Origin of the sequence: Pseudomonas sp. GV085, assembly GCF_003050925.1 — a bacterium.
GTDB lineage: Bacteria > Pseudomonadota > Gammaproteobacteria > Pseudomonadales > Pseudomonadaceae > Aquipseudomonas.
In genome coordinates, this window is the sequence record NZ_QAOV01000006.1 from 304,091 (window position 1) to 330,570 (window position 26,480).

At 60.0% G+C, this 26,480-nt stretch carries 19 protein-coding genes; 7 read left to right on the top strand and 12 right to left on the bottom strand.

The window, feature by feature from the left end; translation table 11 throughout:
• Positions 1 to 7: 7 nt before the first annotated feature.
• The 9 genes from xylB to C8K63_RS15640 all read right to left on the bottom strand — a co-directional run bounded on the left by xylB (position 8) and on the right by C8K63_RS15640 (position 10,663).
• Positions 8 to 1,504, bottom strand: coding sequence for a xylulokinase (xylB, locus tag C8K63_RS15600; protein WP_108217519.1), 1,497 nt, complete (start codon positions 1,502 to 1,504; stop codon positions 8 to 10).
• Between the two features lie 146 nt (positions 1,505 to 1,650).
• A complete protein-coding gene (locus tag C8K63_RS15605) occupies positions 1,651 to 3,123 on the bottom strand; it encodes a mannitol dehydrogenase family protein (RefSeq protein ID WP_108217520.1) in 1,473 nt (490 codons plus the stop codon).
• 16 nt (positions 3,124 to 3,139) lie between these two features.
• The gene (locus C8K63_RS15610; protein WP_108217521.1) at positions 3,140 to 4,243 is read right to left on the bottom strand and encodes an ABC transporter ATP-binding protein; all 1,104 of its coding nucleotides are present in this window, start codon (positions 4,241 to 4,243) and stop codon (positions 3,140 to 3,142) included.
• 149 nt (positions 4,244 to 4,392) lie between these two features.
• Positions 4,393 to 5,223: a carbohydrate ABC transporter permease gene (locus C8K63_RS15615; RefSeq protein WP_108217522.1), complete on the bottom strand. Its 831-nt coding sequence runs from the start codon at positions 5,221 to 5,223 to the stop codon at positions 4,393 to 4,395.
• Between the two features lie 8 nt (positions 5,224 to 5,231).
• On the bottom strand, positions 5,232 to 6,158 hold the full coding sequence (locus C8K63_RS15620; RefSeq protein WP_108217523.1) for a carbohydrate ABC transporter permease: 927 nt from the start codon (positions 6,156 to 6,158) through the stop codon (positions 5,232 to 5,234).
• 133 nt (positions 6,159 to 6,291) lie between these two features.
• Positions 6,292 to 7,602: a sugar ABC transporter substrate-binding protein gene (locus tag C8K63_RS15625; protein ID WP_108217524.1), complete on the bottom strand. Its 1,311-nt coding sequence runs from the start codon at positions 7,600 to 7,602 to the stop codon at positions 6,292 to 6,294.
• 319 nt (positions 7,603 to 7,921) lie between these two features.
• On the bottom strand, positions 7,922 to 8,827 hold the full coding sequence (locus C8K63_RS15630) for an AraC family transcriptional regulator (protein WP_108217525.1): 906 nt from the start codon (positions 8,825 to 8,827) through the stop codon (positions 7,922 to 7,924).
• 98 nt (positions 8,828 to 8,925) lie between these two features.
• The gene (locus C8K63_RS15635) at positions 8,926 to 10,224 is read right to left on the bottom strand and encodes a glycosyltransferase (RefSeq protein ID WP_108217526.1); all 1,299 of its coding nucleotides are present in this window, start codon (positions 10,222 to 10,224) and stop codon (positions 8,926 to 8,928) included.
• A gap of 52 nt (positions 10,225 to 10,276) precedes the next feature.
• Positions 10,277 to 10,663 carry a response regulator gene (locus tag C8K63_RS15640; protein ID WP_108217527.1) on the bottom strand — a complete coding sequence of 129 codons (387 nt, stop codon included), beginning with the start codon at positions 10,661 to 10,663 and terminating at the stop codon, positions 10,277 to 10,279.
• A gap of 257 nt (positions 10,664 to 10,920) precedes the next feature.
• Between C8K63_RS15640 and C8K63_RS15645 the strand changes: the two genes are divergently transcribed.
• From C8K63_RS15645 to C8K63_RS15660, 4 genes are all read left to right on the top strand, one after another.
• Complete coding sequence (locus C8K63_RS15645) at positions 10,921 to 14,412, top strand: response regulator (protein WP_108217528.1); 3,492 nt, start codon at positions 10,921 to 10,923, stop codon at positions 14,410 to 14,412.
• Positions 14,412 to 15,245, top strand: coding sequence for a protein-glutamate O-methyltransferase CheR (locus C8K63_RS15650; protein WP_108217529.1), 834 nt, complete (start codon positions 14,412 to 14,414; stop codon positions 15,243 to 15,245). Before C8K63_RS15645 ends, C8K63_RS15650 begins: the two co-directional genes overlap by 1 nt.
• A 94-nt stretch (positions 15,246 to 15,339) precedes the next feature.
• Positions 15,340 to 16,581 carry a hybrid sensor histidine kinase/response regulator gene (locus C8K63_RS15655; RefSeq protein WP_108217530.1) on the top strand — a complete coding sequence of 414 codons (1,242 nt, stop codon included), beginning with the start codon at positions 15,340 to 15,342 and terminating at the stop codon, positions 16,579 to 16,581.
• 17 nt (positions 16,582 to 16,598) lie between these two features.
• The gene (locus C8K63_RS15660; RefSeq protein ID WP_108217531.1) at positions 16,599 to 16,976 is read left to right on the top strand and encodes a response regulator; all 378 of its coding nucleotides are present in this window, start codon (positions 16,599 to 16,601) and stop codon (positions 16,974 to 16,976) included.
• Between the two features lie 174 nt (positions 16,977 to 17,150).
• Here the strand turns inward: C8K63_RS15660 and C8K63_RS15665 are convergent, their stop codons facing one another.
• On the bottom strand, positions 17,151 to 18,206 hold the full coding sequence (locus tag C8K63_RS15665) for a lipopolysaccharide assembly protein LapB (protein WP_108217532.1): 1,056 nt from the start codon (positions 18,204 to 18,206) through the stop codon (positions 17,151 to 17,153).
• 185 nt (positions 18,207 to 18,391) lie between these two features.
• On the opposite strand from C8K63_RS15665, the gene C8K63_RS15670 reads away from it, so the two are divergent.
• From C8K63_RS15670 to C8K63_RS15680, 3 genes are read left to right on the top strand one after another with little or no spacing between them, the layout of a single operon-like run.
• Complete coding sequence (locus C8K63_RS15670) at positions 18,392 to 20,527, top strand: FUSC family protein (protein WP_108217533.1); 2,136 nt, start codon at positions 18,392 to 18,394, stop codon at positions 20,525 to 20,527.
• Positions 20,517 to 20,717 carry a DUF1656 domain-containing protein gene (locus C8K63_RS15675; RefSeq protein ID WP_108217534.1) on the top strand — a complete coding sequence of 67 codons (201 nt, stop codon included), beginning with the start codon at positions 20,517 to 20,519 and terminating at the stop codon, positions 20,715 to 20,717. Before C8K63_RS15670 ends, C8K63_RS15675 begins: the two co-directional genes overlap by 11 nt.
• Before the next feature lie 4 nt (positions 20,718 to 20,721).
• A complete protein-coding gene (locus C8K63_RS15680; protein ID WP_108217535.1) occupies positions 20,722 to 21,669 on the top strand; it encodes an HlyD family secretion protein in 948 nt (315 codons plus the stop codon).
• A gap of 210 nt (positions 21,670 to 21,879) precedes the next feature.
• Here the strand turns inward: C8K63_RS15680 and C8K63_RS15685 are convergent, their stop codons facing one another.
• Together C8K63_RS15685 and C8K63_RS15690 are read right to left on the bottom strand one after the other, a co-directional pair.
• A complete protein-coding gene (locus tag C8K63_RS15685) occupies positions 21,880 to 23,301 on the bottom strand; it encodes an efflux transporter outer membrane subunit (protein WP_108217536.1) in 1,422 nt (473 codons plus the stop codon).
• Entirely contained in the window at positions 23,301 to 26,480 is a 3,180-nt protein-coding gene (locus tag C8K63_RS15690; protein WP_108217537.1) for an efflux RND transporter permease subunit, read from the bottom strand. The genes C8K63_RS15685 and C8K63_RS15690 overlap by 1 nt, the downstream gene beginning before the upstream one ends.

Consider the following 26,480-nt stretch of genomic DNA (forward strand, 5'->3'; position numbering starts at 1 on the left):
TCACTCTTCAAAGGGTTGCGACATGCTGTTGATAGCGTTCATACGCCTGCTGACAGGCGTGTACATTGTCGGCGACCGGCAGGGTTTCACTGGCCGGATCGAGTTTGACGCAGCGCTCGCACAAGTCCGCCAGGCTGTGTTCGTGCCCGTTCGCCCGGGATACGCACCATGCCGCCTGGATCGCCGCACCGAGAGCCGCGGCCTCGCTTTGTTCGGTGCAGATCACCGGGGTATTCATGGTGTCGGCGACGATCTGCCGCCACACCGCGCTTTTCGAACCGCCGCCGATCAGCCGAATGCTGCGGCTTTGTAAGCCATTGCGGCGCAGCAGGTCCAGTCCGTAACGCAAACCGAACGTCGTGCCTTCGACCACCGCGCGGCACAGGTTGGCCCGGGTCAGGTTGGTCGTGGTCAGGCCCGACAGGCTGCCGCTGGCGTGGGGCAGGGCGGGCACCCGCTCCCCGTTGAAAAACGGCAGCATGCAAACGCCTTCGGCACCGATCGGCGCCCGGGCAACGAGCTCGTTGAACTGATCGATGTCGAGGTCCAGCAGGTCACGAATCAGGCCGGTGGCGTTGGTCAGGTTCATGGTGCAGATCAATGGCAACCAGCCGCCACTGGAAGAACAGAAGGTGGCTACCGCGGCATCTGCGGCGACGTTCGGCTGATCAGCGTAGGCGTAAACCGTGCCCGACGAACCGAGGCTCATGGTGATCACCCCGGGCTGGATGTTGCCGGTGCCAATGGCGCCCATCATGTTGTCGCCGCCGCCACTGGACACCAGTGCCCGCGGGTTGATGCCCAGGTGTTCGGCAATGCCCGGCAGAATCGTGCCGACCGCCTGGTGGGCATCGATCAACTCCGGCAGGGCAGCTTGCAGGCGTCCGCTCGGGTCGATGTCCCGCAACAATTGCAAATCCCACTGGCGCGTACGCACATTGAAATACCCGGTGCCCGAGGCATCACCGTACTCGCTGCAACTGCGGCCGGTGAGCCAATGGTTGAGGTAGTCGTGGGGCAGAAGGATGCGGGCGATGCGGGAAAACACCTCGGGATGCTGCTCTTTGGTCCATAGCAGTTTGGACAGGGTGTAGCCCGGCGCGATGACCACGCCGAGGCGTTCCAGCGAAGCCTTTTCGCCACCCAGATGGGCCAGCAGGCGGTCATTTTCCGGGGTGGTTTCGGTGTCGCACCAGAGCTTGGCCGCACGCAATACCTTGCCCTGATCGTCGAGCAGCACCAGGCCATGTTGCTGGCCGGAGACGCCAATGCCGAGGATCGACTGGCCATCGACTTTAGCCGCAAGCAAGGCGCGGCGGGTGGCGGTGGTGAAGGCTTCCAGCCACTGCTGGGTGTCCTGTTCACGGCGGCCATTGGCGCCGCTGATCATCGTGTGGGCGGCCGCTCCCTGACCGAGCACTTCGCCACTGGCCGTGTCTAGGATGATGGCTTTGGTGCCCTGAGTGCCGCAGTCGATGCCGAGGAAGAGTTGTCGGGTTGTCATGCAGAATCCTTCGATATCAGTAAACCCTCATCGCGAGCAGGCTCGCTCCCACAGGGGGCTGAGGTGATCATCCGTTTTGCGGTTGAAACACAGTCAATGTGGGAGCGAGCCTGCTCGCGATGACGGCAGTTGCTACACCACCGACCTCAAGCCAGCACCCGTTCCAGCGTCCGCGACACCCCCACCTCGCGCAAACTGTTGCAACACCACTCGAACGCCGCGACAAACTCCGCCGAGCGGGGAATCGCCGTACCAAAAATCTCCTCGACCGCCAACAAACGCTGGGTAATCAACGCATCATCGGCCACCAGCGTCTGGCAGAACGCTGCGCGCGGGTCCGGTATCGAATAGGTCTCGCCATGTTCATCCACGCCCTTGAGGTATAACGCCCACGCCGCCACCACCAACGCCGCGCGTTTGGTCTCGCGGCCATCGGCGATCAAGCGATTGATGGTCGGCACGGTGAATTTCGGAAACTTCGACGAGCCGTCCGAACACACCCGTTCAAGTTGATCGGCAATTGCCTGATTGGAGAAGCGCGTCACCAGGGTGTTCTTGTACTCGGCCAGGTCAATTCCCGGCACCGCCGGCAGCTGCGGCGTCACATCCAGGTCCATGCAGGCGCGCATGTAGCGCACGAACAGCGGGTCGTTCATGGTCTCATGGACGAAGCGGTAACCCTTCAGGAATCCCAGGTACGTCAGCGCCAGATGACTGCCGTTGAGCAGCTTGATCTTCATTTCTTCGTAGGGCGTGACGTCGTCGGTGAACTGCACGCCAACCTTTTCCCAGGCCGGGCGACCGTTGACGAACTTGTCTTCCAGCACCCATTGCAAAAAGGGTTCGCAGACCACCGGCCAGGCATCGTCCAGCCCATGCTGGTCGGCCAGTTGCAAACGGTGTTGGATGCTGGTCATCGGCGTGATGCGATCGACCATGGCGTTGGGGAAACTGACGTTGGCGTCGATCCAGTCGCGCAATTGGTTGTCGTGCAAGGCGGCGAAGGTCAACAGGGCCTTACGGGTGATGGCACCGTTGTGCGGCAGGTTATCGCAGGACATCAGGGTGAAGGCCGGCGTGCCTGCGGCGCGGCGCCTGGCCAGTGCGGCACAGAGGAAACCGAACACGGTTTTCGGCGCCTCCGGGTGCGCCAGGTCATGCTGGATCTGCGGCAAGTGCGCCATGAACTCGCCGGTGCTGTCGTCGATGCAGTAACCGCCTTCGGTGATGGTCAGCGAGACGATGCGGATCTCGGGGCTGGCCAGTTTGTCGATCAACGCCTGGGCATCGTCCTCTGCCAGCAACATGTCGCGAAGGGCGCCAATCACTCGCACTTCGGTGTCGTCGTTATCACCAAGCTCGAACAAGGTAAACAGGTAGTCCTGCTCCTTGAGATCGTCACGGGCGCGGCGGTCCTCGGCACGCAGGCCGACACCACAGATTGCCCAGTCCAGCGCCTCTCCGGTGTTCATCAGTGCATCGGTGTAAAACGCCTGATGGGCGCGATGGAAACCGCCGACGCCGATGTGCGCGATGCCTTGGCGGGTATCGCCCAACGCGTAGGCGGGCAGGACCACTTCAGGCGCGAGGCGGTTGAGGTTCTGTTTGTTCAGTTTCATCTCAGGCTCTCTGAAATCAGGCAGCAACGCGTAGCGGGCGGGTCAGTGCCACGCCGTCGGCATCGAATAAATGGCAGTGTTGTGCATCCAGGTGCAGGCTCAGGGTTTCGCCATAACGGCTGGCCAGATCGCCGCGAACGCGCAGGGTCAGGGCTTCGCCGGACGAGGTCAGGACGTGGCAGAAGGTGTCGCTGCCCAGGCGTTCGCTGACATCGGCGGTGACCTGCAAGGTGCAGCCGCCGGGTTTGGCCAGTTCCAGATGCTCGGGGCGGATGCCCAGCGTCACTGCGCTCCCGACGCTCAGATGTCTGCTGCTCAAGGGCAGGCTGATGCGGGTACCGGCGTCCAGTTGCACTTCGCAGCCCTGGCTGTCGGTGCGTGTGACCTTGCCTTTGAGAAAGCCCATTTTCGGCGTGCCGAGGAAACCGGCGACGAACAGGTTGACCGGTTGGTGATAGAGATCCAGCGGCGAGCCGACTTGCTCGATCTTGCCGCCATTGAGTACGACCACTTTGTCGGCCATGGTCATCGCTTCGACCTGATCGTGAGTCACGTAGATCATCGTGGCTTGCAGTTCTTTGTGCAGGCGCAACAGTTCCAGGCGCATCTGCACGCGCAGGGCGGCATCGAGGTTGGACAACGGTTCGTCGAACAGGAAGATTTTCGGGTTGCGCACGATGGCGCGGCCAATCGCCACGCGTTGGCGCTGACCGCCGGACAGTTGCTTGGGCTTGCGCTCCAGCATCGGCCCCAGTTCGAGGATGCGCGCCGCTTCGCTGACCTTTTTCTCCACCTCGGCCTTCGCCACGCCGGACAGGTCGAGGGCGAACGACATGTTCTTGCGCACGCTCATGTGCGGGTACAGGGCGTAGGTCTGGAACACCATCGCCAGGTCGCGCTTGGCGGGGCTCACTTCGGTGATGTCGCGGCCATCGAGTTCGATGGTGCCGCCGCTGACTTCTTCCAGCCCTGCGATCAGCCGCAGCAACGTGGATTTGCCGCAGCCCGACGGGCCGACGAAGACCACGAATTCCTTGTCGTTCACTTCCAGGTCAATGCCCTTGATGATGGAAAAGCCTTCGAAGCCTTTTTGCAGATTTTTGATTTTCAGGTTGGCCATGGGAATGGGCCTCCTTTTATTTTTCTGTAGGAGCGAGCTTGCTCGCGATAAATTTGTAGGCGGCGCGTTCTTCCTGTCGGCACGCGTTATCGTTCACGTCCATCGCGAGCAGGCTCGCTCCCACAGGGATCGCATCAGGTCGGCGATCTTCATTTCACGGCGCCGAACGACAGGCCGCGTACCAGTTGTTTCTGGCTGATCCAGCCGAAGATCAGGATCGGCGCACAGGCCAGGGTCGAGACGGCCGACAACTTGGCCCAGAACAGCCCTTCGGGGCTGGAGTAGGAAGCGATCAATGCAGTGAGCGGCGCGGCTTTCGACGAGGTCAGGTTCAGCGACCAGAAGGCCTCGTTCCAGCACAGGATCAGCGACAGCAGCACCGTGGACGCCAGACCGCCCTTGGCGATGGGCAGCAACACCCGGAGCATTTCCTGCGCCAGCGTTGCGCCGTCCAGGCGCGCGGCTTCGAGGATGTCCTTGGGGATGTCCTTGAAGTAGGTGTAAATCATCCAGACCACGATCGGCAGGTTGATCAGCGTGTAGATCACGATCAGTGCAACGCGCGTATCGAGCAGGCCGAAACTCTTGGCCAGCAGATAGATCGGCATCAGCACGCCCACCGGCGGCAGCATCTTGGTCGAGAGCATCCACAGCAACGTGCCTCTGGTGCGTTGGGTTTCGTAGAACGCCATGGAGTAGGCCGCCGGCACCGCGATCAGCAGGCACAGGGCTGTGGCGCTGAAGGAAATCACCACCGAGTTCCAGGCGAAACTGAAATAGTCGCTGCGTTCGTTGATGTGCAGGTAGTTTTCCAGCGTCGGCATGAAGATGAACTGCGGTGGCGTGGCGAAGGCATCGATTTCGGTTTTGAAACTGGTCAGCACCATCCAGAAGATCGGGAAGAAGATCAGGATCGCGATGGCCCAGGCCAACGTACCGAGCAGCAGGCTTTGCAAGCGACGGGATTGTTGAAGAGTCATGGCAGGCCTCAGGCTTTGTCGGTCAGGTTTTTGCCGATCATTCGCACCAGAATGATCGCGGCGATGTTGGCGATGACCACGGCGATCAAGCCGCCCGCCGAGGCCATGCCAACGTCGAACTGCACCAACGCCTGGTTGTAGATCAGGTACGCGAGGTTGGTCGAGGCGTAGCCGGGGCCGCCGTTGGTGGTGGTGAAGATTTCGGCGAACACCGAGAGCAGGAAGATGGTTTCGATCATCACCACCACCGCAATCGGCCGTGCCAGGTGTGGCAATGTCAGGTGCCAGAAAATCGCGATAGGCCCGGCACCGTCCAGGCGCGCGGCTTCTTTCTGTTCCTGGTCGAGGGACTGCATGGCGGTCATCAGGATCAGGATCGCGAAGGGCAGCCATTGCCACGAGACAATGATGATGATCGACAGCAGCGGGTAGTGCGCCAACCAGTCCACCGGTTGCGCGCCGAACAGCTTCCAGACGTAGGCGAGAATCCCCGACACCGGATGGAAAATCAGGTTCTTCCAGATCAGCGCGCCCACCGTGGGCATGATGAAAAACGGCGAGATCAGCAGCACCCGCACGATGCCGCGACCGAAAAACTCACTGGCCTCCAGCAAAGCACTGATCAGCACGCCGAACACCACGCTGATCAGCAGCACGCTGCCCACCAGCAACAGCGTGTTGCTGGCGCCGGGCAGGAAGCCCGAGTCCGTCAGGAAATAAGAGAAGTTCTCTAGCCCGACAAATTCGTTTTCACCCGGATTGAGCAGGTTGTAGCGGATGGTCGAGAAGTAGAGGGTCATGCCCAGGGGCACGATCATCCACAACAGCAGCAATGCCACCGAAGGGCTGACCAGAAACCAGCCGGGATTGGTCACGCGGCGTTTGCGCTGCGGTTGGGCAATGTCCATGTGAGCTTTGGCAGTTGATGTATTCATGGTGTTAAACCGATTGGAACGAACAATGAAGATCCCTGTAGGAGCGAGCTTGCTCGCGATGGAGTGTCAGGCACGACGGCGTCAACTGACACACCATCGCGAGCAAGCTCGCTCCTACAGAGGGCGTGCGAAATTACTTGGGATAACCCGCGCGCTTCATTTCGCGTGCAGTGGTTTGCTGGGCCGCCGCCAGGGCCTGGTCGACCGTGGTCTGGCCGATCAACGCCGCAGAGAAGGACTTGCCGACCTGGGTACCAATGCCCTGGAACTCGGGAATGGTCACCAACTGGATGCCGATGTACGGCACAGGTCTGGCGCCCGGCTTGCTCGGGTCCGCGGCCTTGAGTGAATCCAGCGTGACCTTGGCGAACGGCGCAGCGCTCATGTACGCCTCGCTGTAGGTCGAGGCCCGGGTGCCCGGCGGCACGTTGGCGATGCCGTCTTTTTCCGCGACCAGTGCGCTGTATTCTTTGGAGGTGGCCCAGGCACTGAAGGTTTTCGCCGCGTCCTTGGCCTTGGAACTGGTGGGAATGGCCAGCGCCCAGGAGTAGAGCCAGGCCGAGCCCTTGTCAGTGACCTGATTCGGCGCATAGGTGAAACCGACGTGATCGGTGACCTTGCTCTGGGCCTTGTCGGTGACGAACGAGCCGGCGACGCTGGCATCGACCCAGATTGCGCATTTGCCGCTGTTGAACAACGCCAGGTTTTCATTGAAACCATTGCTCGAGGCGCCCGGCGGGCCGGATTTCTTCATGGTGTCGACGTAGAAGTTCAGCGCGTTTTTCCACTCGGGGCCGTTGAATTCCGGCTGCCACTGTTCATCGAACCAGCGAGCGCCGTAGGCGTTGGCGACGGTGCTGATCAGCGCCATGTTCTCGCCCCAGCCGGCCTTGCCCCGCAGGCAGATGCCGTACTGTTCCTGCTCGGGTTTGTTCAGTTTGGCGGCGAATTCACCGATCTGCTCCCAGGTCGGGCGCTCGGGCATGCTCAGGCCGGCGTCCTTGAACAGGTCGGTGCGGTAGTAGGTGATCGAGCTTTCGGCGTAGAACGGCAGCGCATACAGCGAGCCTTTGACGGACAGGCCTTCGCGCACCGACGGGAACACATCGTCGAGGGCGTAGCTGGCCGGCAAATCCTTCATCGGTTCCAGCCAGCCCTTGGCGCCCCAGAGTGCGGCTTCGTACATGCCGATGGTCAGCACGTCGAACTGCCCGCCCTGGGTGGCGATGTCGGTGGTCAGGCGCTGGCGCAGGACGTTTTCTTCGAGCACCACCCAATTGAGCTTGATGTCCGGATGCGCGGCCTCGAAGGTCTTCGAGAGCTTTTGCATGCGGATCATGTCGCTGTTGTTGACGGTGGCGATGGTCAGGGTCTGGGCGCCAAGGCTGACGCTGCTGAGGGTCATGCAGGTGAGGGCAAGCAGAGCTTTTACAGAAGGTTGCATCGTGCACTCCTTTTCTGCACCCAATGGGTTACAGAAGGACAGTTATTGTTTTTGTGTCTTCCTGCGCAGGGAAGAATGTGCGCTGATTACATCCTTCAATGGAGGGCGAGACAAATCATCCATCGCACTTTAATCGATACTTTTTTGCACTGGAGTTTTGGGGGATTGATGCAGGGAAGGGCTTTTCAGCAAAGGAGGGGTATTGAAACCGTACAGGTTTTATAGCTTTCAGCAGAGAAAAGATCGCAGCCTTCGGCAGCTCCTACAGGAGAGCGCATTCCAGCGGTAGGAGCTGCCGAAGGCTGCGATCTTTTGATTTTCAACCCAAGTTTTGCTCGGTCAGCCGCTGCACCACCAACCGCCGATAATGCGACGGCGTCATGCCCTTGAGCTGCTGGAAGCGCCGGTTGAAGTTGGAAATATTGTTGAAGCCCGACTCGAAGCACACGTCGGTCACCGGTTTGTCGCCATCGGCCAGCAACTCGCAAGACTTGCTGATGCGCAGTCGATTGACGAATTCGATGAAATTGCGCCCGGTGGCCTGCTTGAATACGCGGCTGAAGTACGTGGGCTTCATGCCCAAATGCTCGGCGACCTCTTCGAGCGGCAATTCCCGGGCGTAATGGGCGAATATGTAATCCACCGCGCGGTTGGTGCGATCGATGTTGTTCTCGTCGGCCAGTTGTGGCGTCGTGGCGCCAGAGAGCAATTGGTAGTCGTCGGTGGCCGCGAGCAATTCGAGCAAAATGAAAAAGTGCCCGAGCCGGGTGACGCCGCTGGTATCGGCGATGCGCTGCATCAAGTCCATGGCCTGGGCGATGGTGTGCTTGCAGCGAAACTCGATGCCGTATTGCGCGCGCTCCAGCAGCGGCGCCAGGGTCTTGAGTTCGGCAAACACCTGATAGCCGCTGTCGAACAACTCGTCGGTGAAGTTGACCAGCATGTCGCGCTTGGGCACCACTTCGTCCTCGGCCACCTGACTGATCCAGTTGTGGGGCAGGTTGGGGCCGGTCAGGAACAGGGTTTGCGGATAGAAGTTGCCGATGTAATCGCCAATGAACACCTTGCCGGAACTGGCGACGATCAGGTGCAACTCGTATTCCTTGTGGAAATGCCAGCGCACCAGCGGGCAGGGAAAGCCATGCTGGCGGTAGATGATGGACAACCCGTTGTGGTCGTCCATCAATTCATAGGACGGATCGGTGACTCTGGCGGTGCGGGTCATGTCAGGGCGCTTTTGTTGTTATCCCGCCCCGATCATGCCTCTTGCCGGATGGATAGCGCTACTACCGCCTGTGCGCCTGCTCCTGCAAGGCACGCGCGCTACTCCTGATTCAGCCGGTTCTTCGCCTCTATCCACTGCGCCATGTATTGAGTGCTCTTGTGCTGGTGATGACGCAGCATGCTGCCGGTAAAGTTATCGCGTCTGATGTTTGCCAGATTCCGTTGGCAATCGACCAGCCGCTGGATCAAGGCCGGGCCATGAACGGATGTCTGGTAGCGGTTCGCCAACAGGGTTTGCCCGTGCGCCTGGGCGTGGAGCCAACGCGTCTTGTCGTTGTGCAGTTGCACGGCATGATCGGCGAACTCGCGTGCCGAACGGGTCACTGCACCGGGCCAAGTCTCTTCGCCATGCATCGCCTCCGCACCGACCGGCGTCGTCACATTCGGTGTGCCACAGAGCATTGCATCGACAATCTTGCCCTTGATCCCTGCGCCAAAACGCAAGGGCGCCAGGCACACCCGTGTCGCGGACATCACCTGCAAGGCGTCCTCTGCCCAGTTCATTACGTGGAACCCCTGCGCCACGTTATGTAGCGCAGTGGCCTTGGGTGGTGTGTAGGCACCATAGATATGCAATTGAGCGCCGGGTAATTGCTCGCGAATCAGCGGCCAGATAGCGGTTTTCAACCACAGCACCGCATCCCAGTTGGGGGCATGGCGAAAGTTGCCGATGTGCAGAAAGTGTGCCCGGTCTTCAAACGGTACCGGTGCATAGGTCGGAACATCGACCATCAATGGGCACCAGTGCAACAGGTTGCGGGGAAACCTGAACTGCTCGACCAGCAATTCGATTTCCACTTCGGAAACCATCAGCGTCAAATCACAACGATAAAATGAGGCGATCTCGCGCTTGGCCAGGTCGGTATTGGCCATGTGTTCAAACTCTTCACGCGACGCTGGGGCGAACAGGTCGCTGAAGTCGTTATTGTCATCACTGGTTTTCAAGCGCTCCTTGAGGCGTTGATGCCGGCCATGCCTGAGGCTTTGCAGGTCGCAACTTTCGAGCACGCGCAGGGCATCGGGACAATGCTTCTCGACCCGCCAGCCGAACTGTTCCTCCATCATGAATTGATCGAACAACACGATGTCCGGCGCCAGTTCGCTGATGAACTCATCGAAACTGCTGTTGTTCAGCTCGATCGGCACTTCGCGAATGCCCAACGCCGTCAGGTCTGCGCGTTGTTCGCCGAAGCCCGCCGGGCTGCTGAACGTGATGTCCCAGCCTTGTTGCAGGAAAACCTCGAGGATTTGCATGACATGCCCGCTGGCCGCGGAAGAGCGGGGCTCGGGCCAGACGTAACCAATGACCAGGACTTTGGTTGCGCGGGGCTGAATCATTGGCGGGAATTCCTTGAAGCGGATGCAGGGCAGGGATGTAAAACGCGGCGCATTAAACCACAGCAGGACGCGGGGTCAGGCCGAGGATGCTGTTAACTTTGTCGCGCAACTGATCGATGGAGAACGGTTTGCCGATCACGTGCATGTCTTGAGGCACTTCGATGGTTTCGGCATAACCGCTGGCAAACAGGATCGGCAAGGCTGGACGTAAAACACGTGCTTCATTGGCCAGTTCGCGTCCATCCATCTCTGGCAGGCCCACGTCGGTCATCATCAGATCGATCTGTTGGGTCAAGTCCTTGAGCTTCTCCAGCGCCGGTTCGCTGCCATCGGCCTCAAGCACTTTGAACTCCAACTCCTCCAGTACGTCGACGATCAACATGCGCACGATGGCATCGTCTTCGACGACAAGGATGGTAGAGCCGTTGGCAGATGACATAGTGAGATTCCCGATAAAATTGGCATTGCCGGTCTCTGGAAATCACCGTCCTCTTACATGAGTGAGTGGCGGATCCCGACAAGTTCCCAACGCGATGCAAAAAAGAACCGGGCGCAGGTCAGGCAAGGATAACCCACCACTTTGCGTGAGCGCAGCGGAATGTAGGACCTTGTGCGAAACCATGTCAGAAAATTGGATCAAGGCGCCAGTTCTGGGGCAAACTCCTTGCACTTTGACAGTTCGACAAGGCCTGACCCATGCCCTCCGCGTCCTCGGTTGATGAGCAACGATTTCGTAAACTCCTGAGCCGCAACATCGGCCTGCCATTGGGTCTGGGTCTTATCAGCGCGGTGTTCTTCGTTTCGCTGATCAGCTATTTACTGTTGACGATCCAGTGGGTGCAACACACCGACCGGGTGATCAATAACGCCAATGAAGCGCTCAAGCTGACCGTGGACCTGGAAACCGGGATGCGCGGTTTCCTGCTCAGTGGCGACGAACATTTCCTCGATCCCTACGAAACCGCCAAACCGCGAATTGCCGTGGCCCTCAACACCTTGCTCGAGCTGACCGCCGACAACCCGCTGCAGACTGACCGCGTGCTGCGGTTGCAGGCCTTGCAGCTGGAATGGGCCAGCTACGCGCAATCGATGATCGATTTGCAGCGCAGCAGCGGTGACTATCGCGCCGTGGTCAAGTCGGGGCGCGGCAAACGCCTGACCGATGAAGTTCGCAAGCAATTCGAGGACGTGATCGACTCCGAGCAACAACTGCGCACCGCTCGCAGTGAAGACGTGCGGCGCACCACAGTCTGGAGTATCAGCCTCTATCTGTTGTTCATTGCCGGCGTCAGTGGCTTGCTGGCGTATGTCGGGCGCCGCGATTTGTTCAAACTTTCGCAAAGCTACGGCGTCAACCTCGCTGCCCAACAGGCCAGCGCCCATCGCCTGGAACAGCAAGCCTGGCTGCGCAACGGTCAGACTCAACTCGCCGGGCAGGTGCTGGGACAGTTGAGCCTGAGCCTGCTGGGACGAAATATTCTGCAATTTTGTGCGCAGTACCTTGGCGCCGCCGTGGCAGCTATTTATGTGCGCGAAGACCACGGCGGCCTCAAACGCATCGCCACCTACGGGTTTTCCCGTGAGCAAGAAGAGCGCGAGCAGCAGATTTACAGCGAAGAAGGCATTGTCGGCCAGGTGGCGCAACAGGCGCGGTTGATTCGCCTGGACGAGGTACCGGTCGATTACTTCAAAGTCAGCTCCGGCCTCGGCGAAGGTTTGCCACGCAGTGTGCTGGTGGTGCCAACCAGTGATGACGAGCGGGTCAATGGCGTGATCGAACTGGGCTTTCTGCGCTCACTGACAGACCGTGATGTTGAATTGCTTGAGCTGATTGCCGGCAACATCGGCACCTCGATCGAGGCTGCACGCTATCGTCAGCGTTTGCAGGAGGTGTTGGCCGAAACCCAGCAACTCAACGAAGAATTGCAGGTTCAGCAGGAAGAGCTCAAGGCCGCCAACGAAGAGCTCGAAGAACAGTCACGGATTCTCAAGGAGTCCCAGGCACACCTGGAAATCCAGCAGGTGGAGCTGGAGCAGACCAACGAACAACTCGCCGAACAGGCACAAGCACTGGCCGAGCAACGCGACACCATGGAGCTGAAGAATACCGAGCTCAATCAGGTCCGGATCCAGCTCGAAGAACGTGCCGTAGAGTTGCAGCGCTCGAGTCAGTACAAGTCCGAATTCCTCGCCAATATGTCCCACGAGTTGCGCACGCCGCTGAACAGCTCATTGATCCTGGCCAGGCTTCTGGCGCAAAACCCGGAGGAAAACCTCAGCGCCGAGCAGGTCAAATTCGCTGAATCGATCTACTCCGCCGGCAATGACTTGCTCAACCTGATCAACGACATTCTGGACATCTCCAAGGTCGAGGCCGGCAAGTTGGAGATTCATCCGGAGCACACCAGCGTGGCGCGTCTGGTCGAAGGCCTGCGCGATCTGTTTCAGCCGTTGGCGTCGGACAAACAGCTGGATTTCCAGGTGGATGTGCAGGACGGCGCGCCGCTGATGCTGTTCACCGACCGCCAGCGCCTGGAGCAGGTGCTCAAGAACCTGCTGTCCAATGCCGTGAAATTCACTGACAGCGGCAGCGTCTACCTGTCCGTCGCCACGGTGCCGAACGACGGCATCGCGTTCATTGTCCGTGATTCGGGAATCGGCATTGCCGCGCAGCAGCACGACAGCATTTTCGAGGCGTTCCGTCAGGCCGATGGCACCACCAGTCGGCGTTATGGCGGCACCGGGCTGGGCTTGTCGATCTCCCGTGATCTGGCGGCCTTGCTCGGCGGCTCCATCAGTGTGAGCAGCACACCGGGGCAGGGCAGTGCGTTTACCCTGGTACTGCCGCAGCAGTACAGGGAACCGGGTGAAGTACCTGTCGCACCGATGCGCGCCGAGACGATGGCGGCGGTGCCGAACGTAATGCCACCCGCGCTGTCGCCACTGCTGGCCGAGGTCAACATTGCGCGGTTCGACGACGATCGCAACAACGGTCCGTTCACCAGCCGCTGCATTCTGGTGGTGGAAGATGAGCCGAATTTTGCGCACATCCTCTACGACCTTGCTCATGAACTGGGTTATCAGTGCCTGGTGGCCCATGGCGCCGACGAAGGCTACGACCTGGCCAAGACGTTCATCCCCGACGCGATCCTGCTGGACATGCGCCTGCCGGATCACTCCGGCCTGACCGTGCTGCAACGCCTGAAGGAACACGCCGAAACCCGGCATATCCCGGTGCACGTGATTTCGGTCGAGGACCGGGTTGAAGCCGCGATGCACATGGGCGCCATTGGCTATGCGGTCAAACCGACCTCCCGCGAGGAACTCAAGGACGTTTTTGCGCGAATCGAGGCCAAGCTGACCCAGAAGGTCAAGCGCGTGCTGCTGGTCGAGGACGACGACTTGCAGCGCGACAGCATTGCCCGCCTGATCGGCGACGATGACCTCGAGATCACTGCCGTTGGCCTGGCTCAGGCGGCACTGGACCAGCTGCGGACCTCGGTTTTCGATTGCATGATCATCGACCTCAAACTGCCGGACATGCTCGGCAATGACCTGCTCAAGCGCATGTCCACCGAAGACCTCTGCTCCTTTCCACCGGTCATCGTCTATACCGGGCGCAACCTGACCCGGGATGAAGAGGCTGAACTGCGCAAGTATTCGCGTTCGATCATCATCAAGGGCGCACGCTCGCCAGAGCGGCTGCTGGATGAGGTGACGCTATTTCTGCACAAAGTCGAATCGCGGTTGTCCCATGAGCGGCAGAAGATGCTCAAGGTCTCTCGCAGCCGTGAAAAGGTCTTCGAGGGCCGCAATGTGCTGCTGGTGGATGACGATGTGCGCAACATTTTTGCCCTCACCAGTGCGCTGGAGCAAAAAGGCGCAGTAGTAGTCATTGGTCGCAACGGCCGCGAAGCGATTGAACGATTGAATGAGGTGCAAGACATCGATCTGGTGTTGATGGACGTAATGATGCCGCAGATGGATGGTTTCGAAGCCATTGTTGAAATCCGCAAGGACCCGCGCTGGCGCAAGCTGCCGATCATCGCGGTGACGGCCAAGGCCATGAAGGACGACCAGGAGCGCTGCCGGCAGGCCGGCGCCAACGATTACCTGGCCAAGCCCATCGACCTGGATCGCCTGTTTTCGCTGATTCGTGTGTGGTTACCGAAGGTGGAACGTATCTAGTGGAGCGCAATTTTTCAGTGGAGCGAAACAGCGAGATCGAATTGCGCTTGTTGATCGAGGCGATCTACCTCAAGTACAGCTACGATTTTCGCGATTACTCCGGCGCTTCGATCAAGCGCCGGGTCAACCATGCGTTGAGTCAGTTCGAGTGCAATACCATCTCGGCGCTACAGGAAAAAGTCCTGCGCGACCCCGCCGCGTTCATGCAATTGCTGCAATTGCTGACCATTCCGGTCAGCGAGATGTTCCGCGATCCTTCGCACTTCCTGGCCATCCGCAAAGAAGTGGTGCCGCTGCTGCGAACCTACCCTTCGCTCAAGATCTGGATCGCCGGATGCAGCACCGGTGAAGAAGTGTATTCGATGGCCATTGTGCTGCGCGAAGAAGGCTTGCTCGACCGCACGGTCATCTACGCCACTGACATCAATCCGCGCTCGCTGGAAAAGGCCAGGCAAGGGATTTTCTCGATGGAGAATGTCCGCGCCTACACTGCTAATTACCAGCAGGCCGGTGGCCAGTGTTCCTTTGCCGACTACTATACGGCGGCCTATGGGTACGCAATTTTCGACAAGACCCTGCGCGAGAACGTAACCTTCGCCGATCACAGTCTCGCGACGGACAGCGTTTTTTCAGAAACCCAATTAATTTCATGTCGTAACGTACTGATTTACTTTAATAAAAAACTTCAGGATCGGGCATTCGGATTGTTTCATGAGTCTCTTTGCCATCGCGGTTTCCTGGTGTTGGGCAGCAAGGAAACCCCGGAATTCTCAGCCTTCGGCCATCAGTTCGAGCCGCTGGTCAAACTGGAACGGATTTACCGAAAATCATGAAAAGTGCAACGAACTCGCCGGCGATCGTAGCGATCGTGATCGGTTCCTGGGCCGGTGGCATCGGCCGTCTGCCTGTCGAGCTGGAACCAATCGCATGCTGAGTAATATGCAGGCCAATCTGCTGATCGTCGACGATCTGCCGGAAAATCTGCTGGCGCTCGAAGCGTTGATCAAGCGTGAGGACTGCATCGTGTACAAGGCACTGTGTGCCGACGAAGCCTTGTCCCTGCTGTTGCAGCACGAATTCGCCATGGCCATCCTCGATGTGAAGATGCCCGGCATGAACGGCTTCGAGCTGGCCGAGTTGATGCGTGGCACGGAAAAAACCAGGAATATTCCGATCGTTTTCGTCAGCGCTGCCGGACGTGAACTGAACTACGCGTTCAAGGGCTATGAAAGCGGTGCCGTGGACTTCCTGTACAAGCCGCTGGACATCCTTGCGGTCAAGAGCAAAGTCAATGTGTTCGTCGACCTGTATCGCCAGAGCAAGGCGATGAAGGAACAAGTGCTGGCCCTTGAGCAAAGTCGCCACGAACAGGAGACCCTGCTCAAGCAACTGCAAAACACCCAGCTGGAACTGGAGCAGGCGGTGCGCATGCGCGATGACTTCATGTCCATCGTCGCCCATGAAGTGCGCACGCCGCTCAACGGCCTGATCCTTGAAACCCAGCTGCGCAAGAAGCACCTGGCCCGGGACAACGCCGCCGCCTTCACCCTGGACAAGATGCACGCCATGGTCGACCGCGACGAGCGGCAGATCAAAAGCCTCATACGCTTGATCGAAGACATGCTCGATGTCTCGCGCATTCGCACCGGAAAGTTGTCGATTCGGCCAACGTGCTTCGATCTTTCGGCACTGGTGAGCGAGTTGTTGCAGAATTTTTCCCGGCAGATCGACGCCGCCGAGGCATCGGTCACGCTGGATGCCGAGCAACCGGTGATCGGAAATTGGGATGAATTTCGTATTGAACAGGTGATTTCCAACCTGTTGACCAACGCCTTGCGCTACGGGGCCAAGGGCCTGGTCTCGGTGAAAGTCTACAGTGAAGAGGGTCGGGCGCTGGTGGACGTGCAGGACCAGGGGATCGGTATCAGCGAAGAAGACCAGGAGCGGATTTTCCAGCAGTTCGAACGGGTATCGGCCAAACATATCGGTGCCGGACTGGGCCTGGGATTGTTTATTTCAGAACAGATTGTCGCTGCCCATGGCGGTACTATTACGGTCCAGAGCAGGATTGGCGAAGGCGCCCTGTTTCGCGTTTGTCTGCCGCTGCAGGAAAACAGCCAGATAAACGCAACCTCTGATCGACCCCACGGTCGTATCAGCAGCAATTGACCGAGCAAAGGCTTCCCATGAGCGAAGATGCACAAGATGTAGTACTCGTCATCGAGGACGATCCCTCGATTCTGATGGTGCTGTCCGCTTATCTGTCGGGCGAGGGTTACCGCGTGTTGCAGGCGGAAAACGGCGAGCAGGCTTTTGAAATTCTCGCGAGCAAACCGCACCTGGACATGATGATCACCGACTTCCGCCTGCCCGGCGGCATCTCCGGCGTGCAGATCGCCGAACCCGCCGTGAAGCTGCGACCGGAACTCAAGGTGATTTTCATCAGCGGCTATGCCCAGGAAATCCGTGAGACCGACAGCCCGATTACGCGCAAGGCACCGATCCTGGAAAAACCCTTCGATCTGGATAAATTGCAGGAATTGATGCAGGACATGCTTTCGTAAGCATTCAGGCGCTGATCATCTCCCAGACCTTCGCCGTCAACAGATCGAAGGTAAACGGCTTGGCAGATCATCTGCATGCCCGGATCGAGAAACCCGCCGCGCACTGCCGCGACGGTCTGCCTGTTGCACTTGACCCTCGGCCGGGACGACGGTTAAACGAAATGTCAGTCGGGGTCAAAGCCCCTGCTGCAACGCCGGATCATCGGGGTTCATCTGTTCGAGTTGGGCCAACAGGACCTGTACGTTTTGCAGTTGGCCGCTTTCCTTCCAGTAATTGATCAATAGCACCCGGGCCTTGCGGTCGTTCGGGTGGCGCTGGACGATTTCCTGTAATTGTTTCTGCGCCGCTTCCAGTTCCTGCTCACCGTGTAATGTGGTGGCCAGGTCGTAGCGGTAATCGCGGTTATTGGGCTCGAGTTCAACGGCTTTGGACAGGCCGAGCAGGGCGAATTCACTTTGGTCGTGATGCAGCAGCCAGAGCCCCAGGGCATGTTGCAGGTAGGCCGAATCGGGTTGTGCCTGGAGTTGCCTGGCCAACAACTGCCGGGCGGCGTCGTTTTGGCCCTGTTTATCCAGTACTTCGATTTGCAGCACCAGCGCCGGCAGGTTGTCCGGTGCCAGGCGCAGGGTATTGTCCAGCGCCTGTTGCGCTTGCTTGAGCTCGGCGTTGTGCAGGTGCAGCCGGGCCAGTTGGTATTGGTTTTCGCCGCTTTGCGGCTCGCTCTTGAGCACTTGCTCCCAGGCATCGATGGCTTGCTCCAGCGGCCCGAAATACAAGCCGAGTTCATCCGGGGACAAACCCAGCAGTGCGTTGATGGCGGCCAGCCGCACGCTTTGTTCGCTGTCATCGAGCAATGGCCCCAGCAGCAGACTGCGCTGGCCGCTCGGTACCAGGCCGCTGATACTCCTGATCGCAGCGATACGGACCTCGGGCGATTCGTTCTGCAGGTCGGCATTCGCCAGTTTCAGGGCCACCGAGCTTGGATAGTTGGGCAGCTCGGCATGCAACCAGACACGACGCTTGGGGGACAGGTCCGGACGGCCCAATTGCTGATAGAGCAGCCGTGCGGCACCGGGTTGACCACCCCGGGCTGCTGCCAGTGCTTCGCTGTAGCCATGTTGTATGGCTTCGGGAACCACCGGGGCGGTATCGCGCAGGGGAACCCACGCAAGACCGATGACGAGCAGGGCGAAGAGGCTGATAAACAGATAGCGGCGGGACTTGGGCATGCAGGAATCCGGAAGCTGGCGAGCTTTTGCAAAGGTCGCCAGCTTCGGTCAGGCCAGGCTTTGAGTCAAACCTTGACGACGCTCACTGACGATTCAATGGGCCTGCAAACGGTGTCGACAGCAAAACCTGTCGAGGCCCCGTAGCAGTGACTACGCTTGCTGGAGGTGTCTCGACGAGTGTTCCCATGCAAGCGTTGCTGCAGTACTTCAAGGCCATGCTCAACCCCGGGCCCGGGGTGTTGCTGTTTGCCCTGCGAACCATCGCGGCCGGTTTGTTGACACTGTATCTGGCGTTTTTGTTCGATCTGGATCAACCCAAGTGGTCGATCATGGCCGTGGTCATCATCAGCCAGCCACTGGGCGGCATGGTGCTGGCACGCAGTTTTGGCCAGGTCATCGGTACCACCATGGGGGCGGTCGTGGCCGTGGCAATCATGGCGATATTTGCGCAGGCACCGTTGCCGTTCATCACCACCCTGGCCCTGTGGCTGGCGCTGTGCACCGCCGGTGGCACGCTGTTGCGCTACACCAGCTCCGGAGCATTCGTGCTAAGTGGCTACACCGCCGTGGTCATCGCATTGCTGGCGATTCCCGATCAGGACGGCACCTTTTTGCTGGCGGTGACCCGCCTCACTGAAACCTTGCTGGCGGTCGCCTGCGTGTGCGTGGTCAGCCTGCTTACCGCCAGGCCCGAAGCCGTGGCACGGGACTATTTCGCGAAGATCGATCAAATCACCCGGTTGCTGGCCACCCATGCCAGCGCCGTCATCCGCACCGAAGAGAGCGAAGCGGATTTCCAGCAGCGGCAAATGCAGCTGTTGGGGCAAATCAGCGGCCTGGAAGGCGTGCGCCGGCACATGTATTACGATGCACCGCGCTTGCGCAGTGCCAACGGACTGGTGCAACTGTTGGGCAATCAATTGGTGTTGTTGACCGCGCGGTTGACCGCCTTGCGCCACCAGCGGTTGTTGTTGACCGAGCGCTGGGAGGGCGAGTTGCCTGAAGAAATTCAACGGCTGCGTGCAGAAGAACTGGCCTTTCTCGATGAACTGGCGCGGGAGGGGCGTTCGCTGTCCAGTGAAAAGCGCCATCATTTCACGTCGCTGCAACAACGCTTCGATGAGCTGGCCTACAGGGCCGAACAGTTGACCGAACCGCTGCCGGCCACCTTGCGCTCGCTGGCCTGGTCGTTGCGCTGGGAGCAAGCTCGCCTGCTGCAGCAGCTTGAGCAGATTCTGGAGTTGAGTGATGCCATCCAGAGCGGTCGACCCGCGAGCAGCGTGTTTCGTGGGCGGGAAAACCCGCTGCACCTGGACTTCACCCTGGCGACCATGAATGCCGTCCGGGCTTTTTCCGCGCTGTTGATCGCCGGCCTGATCTGGATCGAAACCGGCTGGGACGGTGCGCGAGGCGCAATGGTGCTGGTGGGCATCCTGTGTTCGCTGATGTCGACGTTTCCCCGGCCGCTGCTGGCCGTGCAAAGCTATGCGCGGGGGTTCGGGCTGGCGCTGGTGGCCTCGGCACTGCTTCAGTTCATGTTTGTGCCGATGATCAGCAATTTCGAGATGCTTGCCTTGTTGCTGGCGCCCTTGCTCTACGCCGTTGCGGTGGGCCTGGCCAGTCCCGCCACTACAGGTACCGGCATTGGCCTGGGGCTCACGACTTTTCTGTTGCTCGGCCCGTTGAACGTGGGGATTGGCCAGAACACCGCGATCCAGTGGTTCGAGTTTGCCGGGGCTTATACCTGCGCGACCGTGCTGGCGTTGAGTGTGTATGTGCTGATCTTTCCGTTCATGCCGGATTTGCGCATGCGCCGGCTCCACAAAGAGAACTGCGAGCAGGTGTACGCCTTGCTGAAAACCTCGGCGACCGATGAACAGCAGTTTGCCTTCGAGAGCCGGATGGTCGATCGCCTGACCATGATGCTGGGGTTGCTGCCGGCGACCCGGGAGCCACAATCGCGTGAGCGGTTCCAGGTCAGTCTGGCCTGCATGGCACTGGGTATCGCCTTGAATCAGCTCAGGCAGCAGGGGCAGAACAACGCTCTGCTAAGTCCGGATCTGCAAAGTCGCCTGTTTTCGACAGTGCGGGAAACGGGGAGGCTGGTCGCCGGTCGGCCCGGCGTCGAAGTGGCGCAGGTGCTCGATAGCCTCCACACCCTGGGCGACGAGCTGGATGCCCTGCATACCGATGTTCATGAGCACTTGTGGTCGGTGTTCCGTATGCGCGTGGCGCTGTTGATCGTGGTGTCGTTCGTCGAGCGCTATCGTGGCTACTTTCAACCCGCAGGCCTTGAAGGAGACCCTGTCCTTGCCCATTGATCTGGAAGTGGGTGGTGCCTACCTGCCCCCGATTGCTCAGGCGCTGCTGCTGGGCGTGCCGATTTTTCTGCTGCTGGACTGGACGTTGCGGCGCCTGGGTGTGCTGCAGTTTGTCTGGCACGAAGCGCTGTTCGAAGGCGCGCTATACGTCTGCGTCTGCGCCACGTTGATCCTGGTGATGGGAGCCTGATGCCTTGAAGAACATCCTTTCCCGACTCACGACGCTGGCGGTGGTACTGCTGGCCGTTATCCTGGGTTGGTTCGCGTGGGAGCATTACACCCGCGCCCCCTGGACCCGGGATGCCCGGGTGCGCGCCGATGTGGTGACCTTATCCGCCGACGTTTCGGGGCGAATCGTCAGCCTGACCGTGCAGGACAACCAGCATGTGAACAAAGGCCAGGCGCTGCTGGAGATCGATCCGGCGCGTTACCTCCTGGCGGTGGAGCATGCCAAACGTGCCGTTGAGGTGGCGAAAGCCTCGCTCGGGCAGGCCCAGGCGACCATTACCGCCAGCGAAGCGTTGCTCAAACAACGTCAGAGCGAAGAGCATCGGCGGCGCACGCTCAAGGATCGCTCGGCAATTTCCGGCGAAGAGTGGGAAAAAGCCAGCACCGATGTGTCGGTGGCCCAGGCTGACTTGCTGCGTAATCAGGCCAACCTGGTGTTGGCCCAGGCTAACGTGCAACTGGCCATCGCGGCCTTGACCCAGTCCGAGCTCGATTTGCAGCGTACCCACGTCATCTCCCCGGTGACCGGATATGTCACCAATCTGCTGACCAGGGAGGGCGACTACGCCTCGGCCGGCGGTCCATTGCTGGCGTTGGTGGACAGCGATTCGTTCTATGTCAGCGGTTACTTTGAAGAAACCAAGTTGCCGCGGATCGGGGAGGGCGACCGGGTCAGGATCGAGTTGATGAGTGGCGAGACGTTCGGCGGCAAAGTGCAGAGCATTGCCTTTGCCATTGCCGACCGGGAGAACCTGCCGGGCGGCCGCTTGCTGGCGAATATCAACCCCAGTTACACCTGGATCAAACTGGCGCAGCGGGTGCCGGTGCGGATCGAGATCGATGCCGGCTATGCCGGTAAAGACAAATTGCGCGCCGGGACCACCGCGACGGTGACCGTCCAGGAACACCCCTGATCCCTGTAGGAGCGAGCCCGCTCGCGATGGTGGTCAACGATGACGCGGGCAGCCTGAATTAACGCGGTGTTCTCTGGTTCTTCGCGAGCAAGCTCGCTCCTACAAGGGATTTACGTTGCCTGGAAAAGGCAAAAAAAGCCCCGCGACCGGACGCAGGGCAAGGAAATTGGTTGGTTGCGGCCAACCAAAGGAGCATCTCAAAACATCGGGTCAGTTGCTGGCGACCGTCTCCGGCTGCCAGCCACCGCCAAGGGCCTTGTAGATCGCGACGATGCCGCGATACAGGTCGACTTCAGCCTGGGCCTGGGTGTCTTCGGCCGCCAGGCGTTCCCGTTGAGCGTCGAGCAGCACAAGGAAATCGGCTGTGCCTTCGCGGTAACGGATCTCGGCGAGATCGGCTGCGGAACGGCTGGACTCGCTCTGGCGAATCAGCGAAATCAGACGCTGTTGGCGTTTGCCGTAGTCGCTGAAGGCGTTTTCCGATTCTTCCAGGGCCAGCAACACTTGCTGCTCGTAGGTCGCCAGGGCGCCTTCGGCATCGGCGTCGGCGCCGCGCAAACGGGCCTTCACACTGCCCAGGTCAAACGCCGCCCAGGTGATGCTCGGGCCGAGCGCCCAGGCGTTGGCCGCCGAGGAGCCGATCTGCGAACCGCGCCCGGCCGTAAAGCCAAGAAAGCCGCTGAGGCTGACCCGCGGGAACAGATCGGCCTTGGCCACGCCGATACGCGCCGTGGCCGAGGCCAGTTGGCGTTCGGCACTGCGAATGTCCGGACGGCGTTGCAACAGTTCACCCGGATCACCGATCGGCAATGCCTTGGCAATCGCCGGCAGGTCTTTCGGGCTCAGGTCCACGGTCAGCTTGTCCGGACGTTCACCCAGCAGGGTGGCGATACGGTTTTTCTGCCGAATCTGCTCGGCCTGCAATTGCGGCACGCTGGCTTCGACCGATGCCAGTCGCGCATCGGCACGCTCCACATCGAGCTGATCGCCGACGCCGGCATCCCGCAGGCTGATGGTGATCTTGCGCGACTCCTGCTGGTTCTCCAGGTTGGCCAGGGCAATCTTCTCCCGCAGTTGCGCGCCGCGCAGTTGGCCATAGGAATCCACCAGTTCGGCAATCATGGTGACTTGCAGTTGGTACAGATCGGCCTCGAACGCCTGTTGCTCGGCGTTCGCCGACTCCAGGTTGCGCTGGATGCGGCCGAACAGATCGATCTCCCACGCCATGTCCAGGCCCAGGTCGTAGCGTTCGCTGTTGACCCGGTCGGTGGTCTGGCCGGGAATCTGGCCTTTGCCCAAATCACTGCTGACGCGGCTGGTGATGGTTGGCATGGCGTCGTTGCTGACGTCATCGCGGATCGCCCGCGCCGCTTTCCAGCGGGCGAAGGCGACGCGCAAATCGCGGTTGCCTTGCAGCGATTGCGTCACCAACTGGTTGAGGGTCGGGTCTTCGAACTGTTGCCACCAGATGCCTTCGAAACGCGAGCGGTCAAAGTTTTTCTGGCCGGCGGCGCCATCGGTGGCGGCCGTGATGTGGGCCGCCTCGGTGGTTGGCGTCTTGTAGTCCGGGCCGACGGCACAGGCACTCAGGGCCAGTACCAGCAGGCTCGGCAGGAAGGCTTTCAAACTCATCAGTGCGACTCCAGCTTCAGGGCGGCCTTGGCGGCTTTGCGCGTTTGGCCGCGCTCGACAAAGTTACGAATCAGTACGTAGAACACTGGCGTCAGCAACAGACCGAAGAAAGTCACCCCGAGCATCCCGGAGAACACCGCCACACCCATGGCGTGACGCATTTCGGCACCGGCACCGCTGGAGAACACCAGCGGCACAACACCCATGATGAACGCGAAGGAGGTCATCAGGATCGGCCGCAGACGCAGACGGCAAGCTTCCAGGACCGCCGCCAGCGGGTTGAGGCCTTCCAGTTGCTTGTCCTTGGCGAACTCGACGATCAGGATCGCGTTCTTACAGGCAAGCCCCACCAATACGATCAAACCGATCTGGGTAAAGATGTTGTTGTCGCCACCGGACGCAATCACCCCGGTGATGGCCGACAGCAGGGTCATCGGTACGATCAGGATCACCGCCAGTGGCAGGCTCCAGCTTTCGTATTGAGCTGCCAGTACCAGGAACGCCAGCAGCACGCAGAGCGGGAACACGAACAGCGCGGTGTTGCCGGACAGAATCTGCTGGTAGGTCAGGTCGGTCCATTCGTAGGTCATGCCGTTGGGCAGTTCTTCCTTGAGCAGTTTCTCGATGGCTTTTTCGGCCTGGCCGGAGCTGTAGCCGGGGGCTGCCGCACCGTTGATTTCAGCGGTGATGAAGCCGTTGTAGTGCATCACGCGGTCCGGGCCCGAGGTGTCGCTGACCTTGATGAAGGTCGCCAGCGGGATCATCTCGCCCTTGTTGTTACGCACCTTCAACTGGCCGATCTGGTCGGATTCGAGGCGGAACTGTTGTTCGGCCTGAACGTTGACCTGATAGGTGCGCCCGAAGCGGTTGAAGTCGTTGGCATACAGCGAACCCAGGTAAATCTGCAGGGTGTCGAAGATGTCGCTGACGGCCACGCCGTGGGTCTTGGCTTTTTCCCGGTCGATGGCGGCATCGACCTGGGGCACGTTCACCGTGTAGCTGGTGAACAGGCCCGCCAGTTCCGGAACGCTGTGGCTCTTGGCAATGATGTTCATGGTTTCCTTGTACAGCTCTTCGTAGCCCAGGTTGCCCCGGTCTTCGATTTGCAGGCGGAAACCACCGATGGTGCCCAGGCCCTGTACCGGCGGCGGCGGGAAGATCGCCATGTAGGCTTCCTGGATGTTCGCGTACTGGCCGTTCAAGGCACCGGCGATTGCCCCTGCGGACATGCTCGGGTCTTTACGCTCGTCGAACGGTTTGAGGGTCACGAACACGATGCCGGCGTTCGGGCTGTTGGTGAAGCCGTTGATCGACAGGCCCGGGAAGGCCACCGCGCTTTCCACGCCCGGCTGTTTCAGGGCGAGGTCGGACATGCGCTTGATCACGTCTTCGGTACGGTCCAGGCTCGAGGCATCCGGCAGTTGCGCGAAGGCCACCAGGTATTGCTTGTCCTGGCCGGGGACGAAACCGGTCGGGGTGCTGGAGAAACCGAAGAAGGTCAGGACCATCAGGCCGGCATACAGCAGCAAGGCGATGCCGCTTGAGCGGATCACACGGGCAACGGTGCCGACATAACCATGGCTGGCTTTTTCGAAGAAACGGTTGAACGGACGGAACAACCAGCCACCGAAAATCTTGTCCAGCACCTTGGAGAAGCGGTCTTTCGGTGCGTCATGGCCCTTGAGCAATACCGCGGCCAGCGCTGGCGACAGGGTCAGCGAGTTGAAGGCCGAGATCACCGTGGAAATTGCAATGGTCAGGGCGAACTGCTTGTAGAACTGGCCCGTCAGACCGGAGATGAACGCCGCCGGAACGAACACCGCACACAGCACCAGCGCCGTGGCAATGATCGGGCCGGTCACTTCACGCATGGCGCGTTTGGTGGCCTCGACCGGGGTCAATCCGAGTTCGATGTTCCGTTCGACGTTTTCCACCACCACGATCGCATCGTCCACCACGATACCGATCGCCAGCACCAGGCCGAACAACGACAGGGCGTTGAGCGAGAAACCAAACAGATGCATCACGGCAAAGGTACCGATCAGCGAAACCGGCACAGCCACCAACGGAATGATCGAGGCGCGCCAGGTTTGCAGGAACAGGATCACCACCAGCACCACGAGGATCAGCGCTTCGAAGAGGGTGTGAACCACCGCCTCGATGGAGCCGCGCACGAAGATCGTCGGGTCATAGACGATGCTGAAGTCCATGCCTTCGGGGAAGCCCTTCTTCAGCTCGGCCATCTTGGCCCGCACTTCGTTGGAGATTTCGATGGCGTTGGAGCCAGGGCGCTGGAAGATCGGGATCGCCACCGCCGGCTGGTTGTTCAGCAGCGAACGCAGGGCGTACTGGCTGGAACCCAGTTCGACGCGGGCGATGTCTTTGAGGCGAGTGATTTCACCGTTGTCGCCAGAGCGAATGATGATGTTCTCGAACTCTTCCTCGGAGACCAGACGGCCCTGAGTGTTGACCGACAACTGGAAGCTTTGCGCATTCGGGGCAGGGGGCGCCCCCAAGGCACCGGCAGCCACCTGGCGGTTCTGTTCGCGGATGGCCGTCACAACGTCGGTCGCGGTCAGGTTGCGCGAAGCGGTCTTGTTCGGGTCGAGCCACACACGCAGCGAGTAATCGCCCATGCCGAACAGTTGCACGTCACCGACACCGCCCAGCCGCGCCAGTTCATCCTTGATGTTCAGGATCGCGTAGTTGGACAGATAGAGCATGTCGTAGCGTTTGTCCGGCGAGGTCAAGTGCACAACCATGGTCAGGTCGGGCGACGCCTTGTCCACGGTGATACCGATGCGCGTCACTTCCTCGGGAAGTTTCGGCTCGGTCCGGGTCACGCGGTTCTGCACCTGCACCTGCGCGTTGTCCAGGTCGGTACCCAGGGCAAAGGTGATGGTCAGGGTGATCTTGCCGTCGGCGGTCGACTGCGAGGACATGTACAGCATGTTCTCGACACCGGTGATGGCTTGCTCCAGCGGAGCGGCCACGGTTTCGCCGATGACTTTCGGGTTGGCGCCCGGGAAGTTGGCGCGAACCACCACGGTCGGCGGTACGACTTCCGGGTATTCGCTGATCGGCAACTGGAACAGCGAGATCGCACCGGCGATCAGGATCAGCAGCGACAACACCGCTGCGAAGATCGGCCGCGAAATGAAGAATTGGGAAAAATTCAT

Bases quoted from the DNA above. Each gene is read 5' to 3' on its own strand.
- C8K63_RS15625 (WP_108217524.1), bottom strand. From the start codon at position 7,602: ATGCAACCTTCTGTAAAAGCTCTGCTTGCCCTCACCTGCATGACCCTC.
- C8K63_RS15655 (WP_108217530.1), top strand. From the start codon at position 15,340: ATGCTGAGTAATATGCAGGCCAATCTGCTGATCGTCGACGATCTGCCG.
- C8K63_RS15615 (WP_108217522.1), bottom strand. From the start codon at position 5,223: ATGACTCTTCAACAATCCCGTCGCTTGCAAAGCCTGCTGCTCGGTACG.
- C8K63_RS15640 (WP_108217527.1), bottom strand. From the start codon at position 10,663: ATGTCATCTGCCAACGGCTCTACCATCCTTGTCGTCGAAGACGATGCC.
- C8K63_RS15660 (WP_108217531.1), top strand. From the start codon at position 16,599: ATGAGCGAAGATGCACAAGATGTAGTACTCGTCATCGAGGACGATCCC.
- C8K63_RS15630 (WP_108217525.1), bottom strand. From the start codon at position 8,827: ATGACCCGCACCGCCAGAGTCACCGATCCGTCCTATGAATTGATGGAC.
- C8K63_RS15665 (WP_108217532.1), bottom strand. From the start codon at position 18,206: ATGCCCAAGTCCCGCCGCTATCTGTTTATCAGCCTCTTCGCCCTGCTC.
- C8K63_RS15605 (WP_108217520.1), bottom strand. From the start codon at position 3,123: ATGAAACTGAACAAACAGAACCTCAACCGCCTCGCGCCTGAAGTGGTC.
- C8K63_RS15610 (WP_108217521.1), bottom strand. From the start codon at position 4,243: ATGGCCAACCTGAAAATCAAAAATCTGCAAAAAGGCTTCGAAGGCTTT.
- C8K63_RS15620 (WP_108217523.1), bottom strand. From the start codon at position 6,158: ATGAATACATCAACTGCCAAAGCTCACATGGACATTGCCCAACCGCAG.
- C8K63_RS15645 (WP_108217528.1), top strand. From the start codon at position 10,921: ATGCCCTCCGCGTCCTCGGTTGATGAGCAACGATTTCGTAAACTCCTG.
- C8K63_RS15670 (WP_108217533.1), top strand. From the start codon at position 18,392: ATGCAAGCGTTGCTGCAGTACTTCAAGGCCATGCTCAACCCCGGGCCC.
- xylB (WP_108217519.1), bottom strand. From the start codon at position 1,504: ATGACAACCCGACAACTCTTCCTCGGCATCGACTGCGGCACTCAGGGC.
- C8K63_RS15685 (WP_108217536.1), bottom strand. From the start codon at position 23,301: ATGAGTTTGAAAGCCTTCCTGCCGAGCCTGCTGGTACTGGCCCTGAGT.
- C8K63_RS15690 (WP_108217537.1), bottom strand. From the start codon at position 26,480: ATGAATTTTTCCCAATTCTTCATTTCGCGGCCGATCTTCGCAGCGGTG.
- C8K63_RS15635 (WP_108217526.1), bottom strand. From the start codon at position 10,224: ATGATTCAGCCCCGCGCAACCAAAGTCCTGGTCATTGGTTACGTCTGG.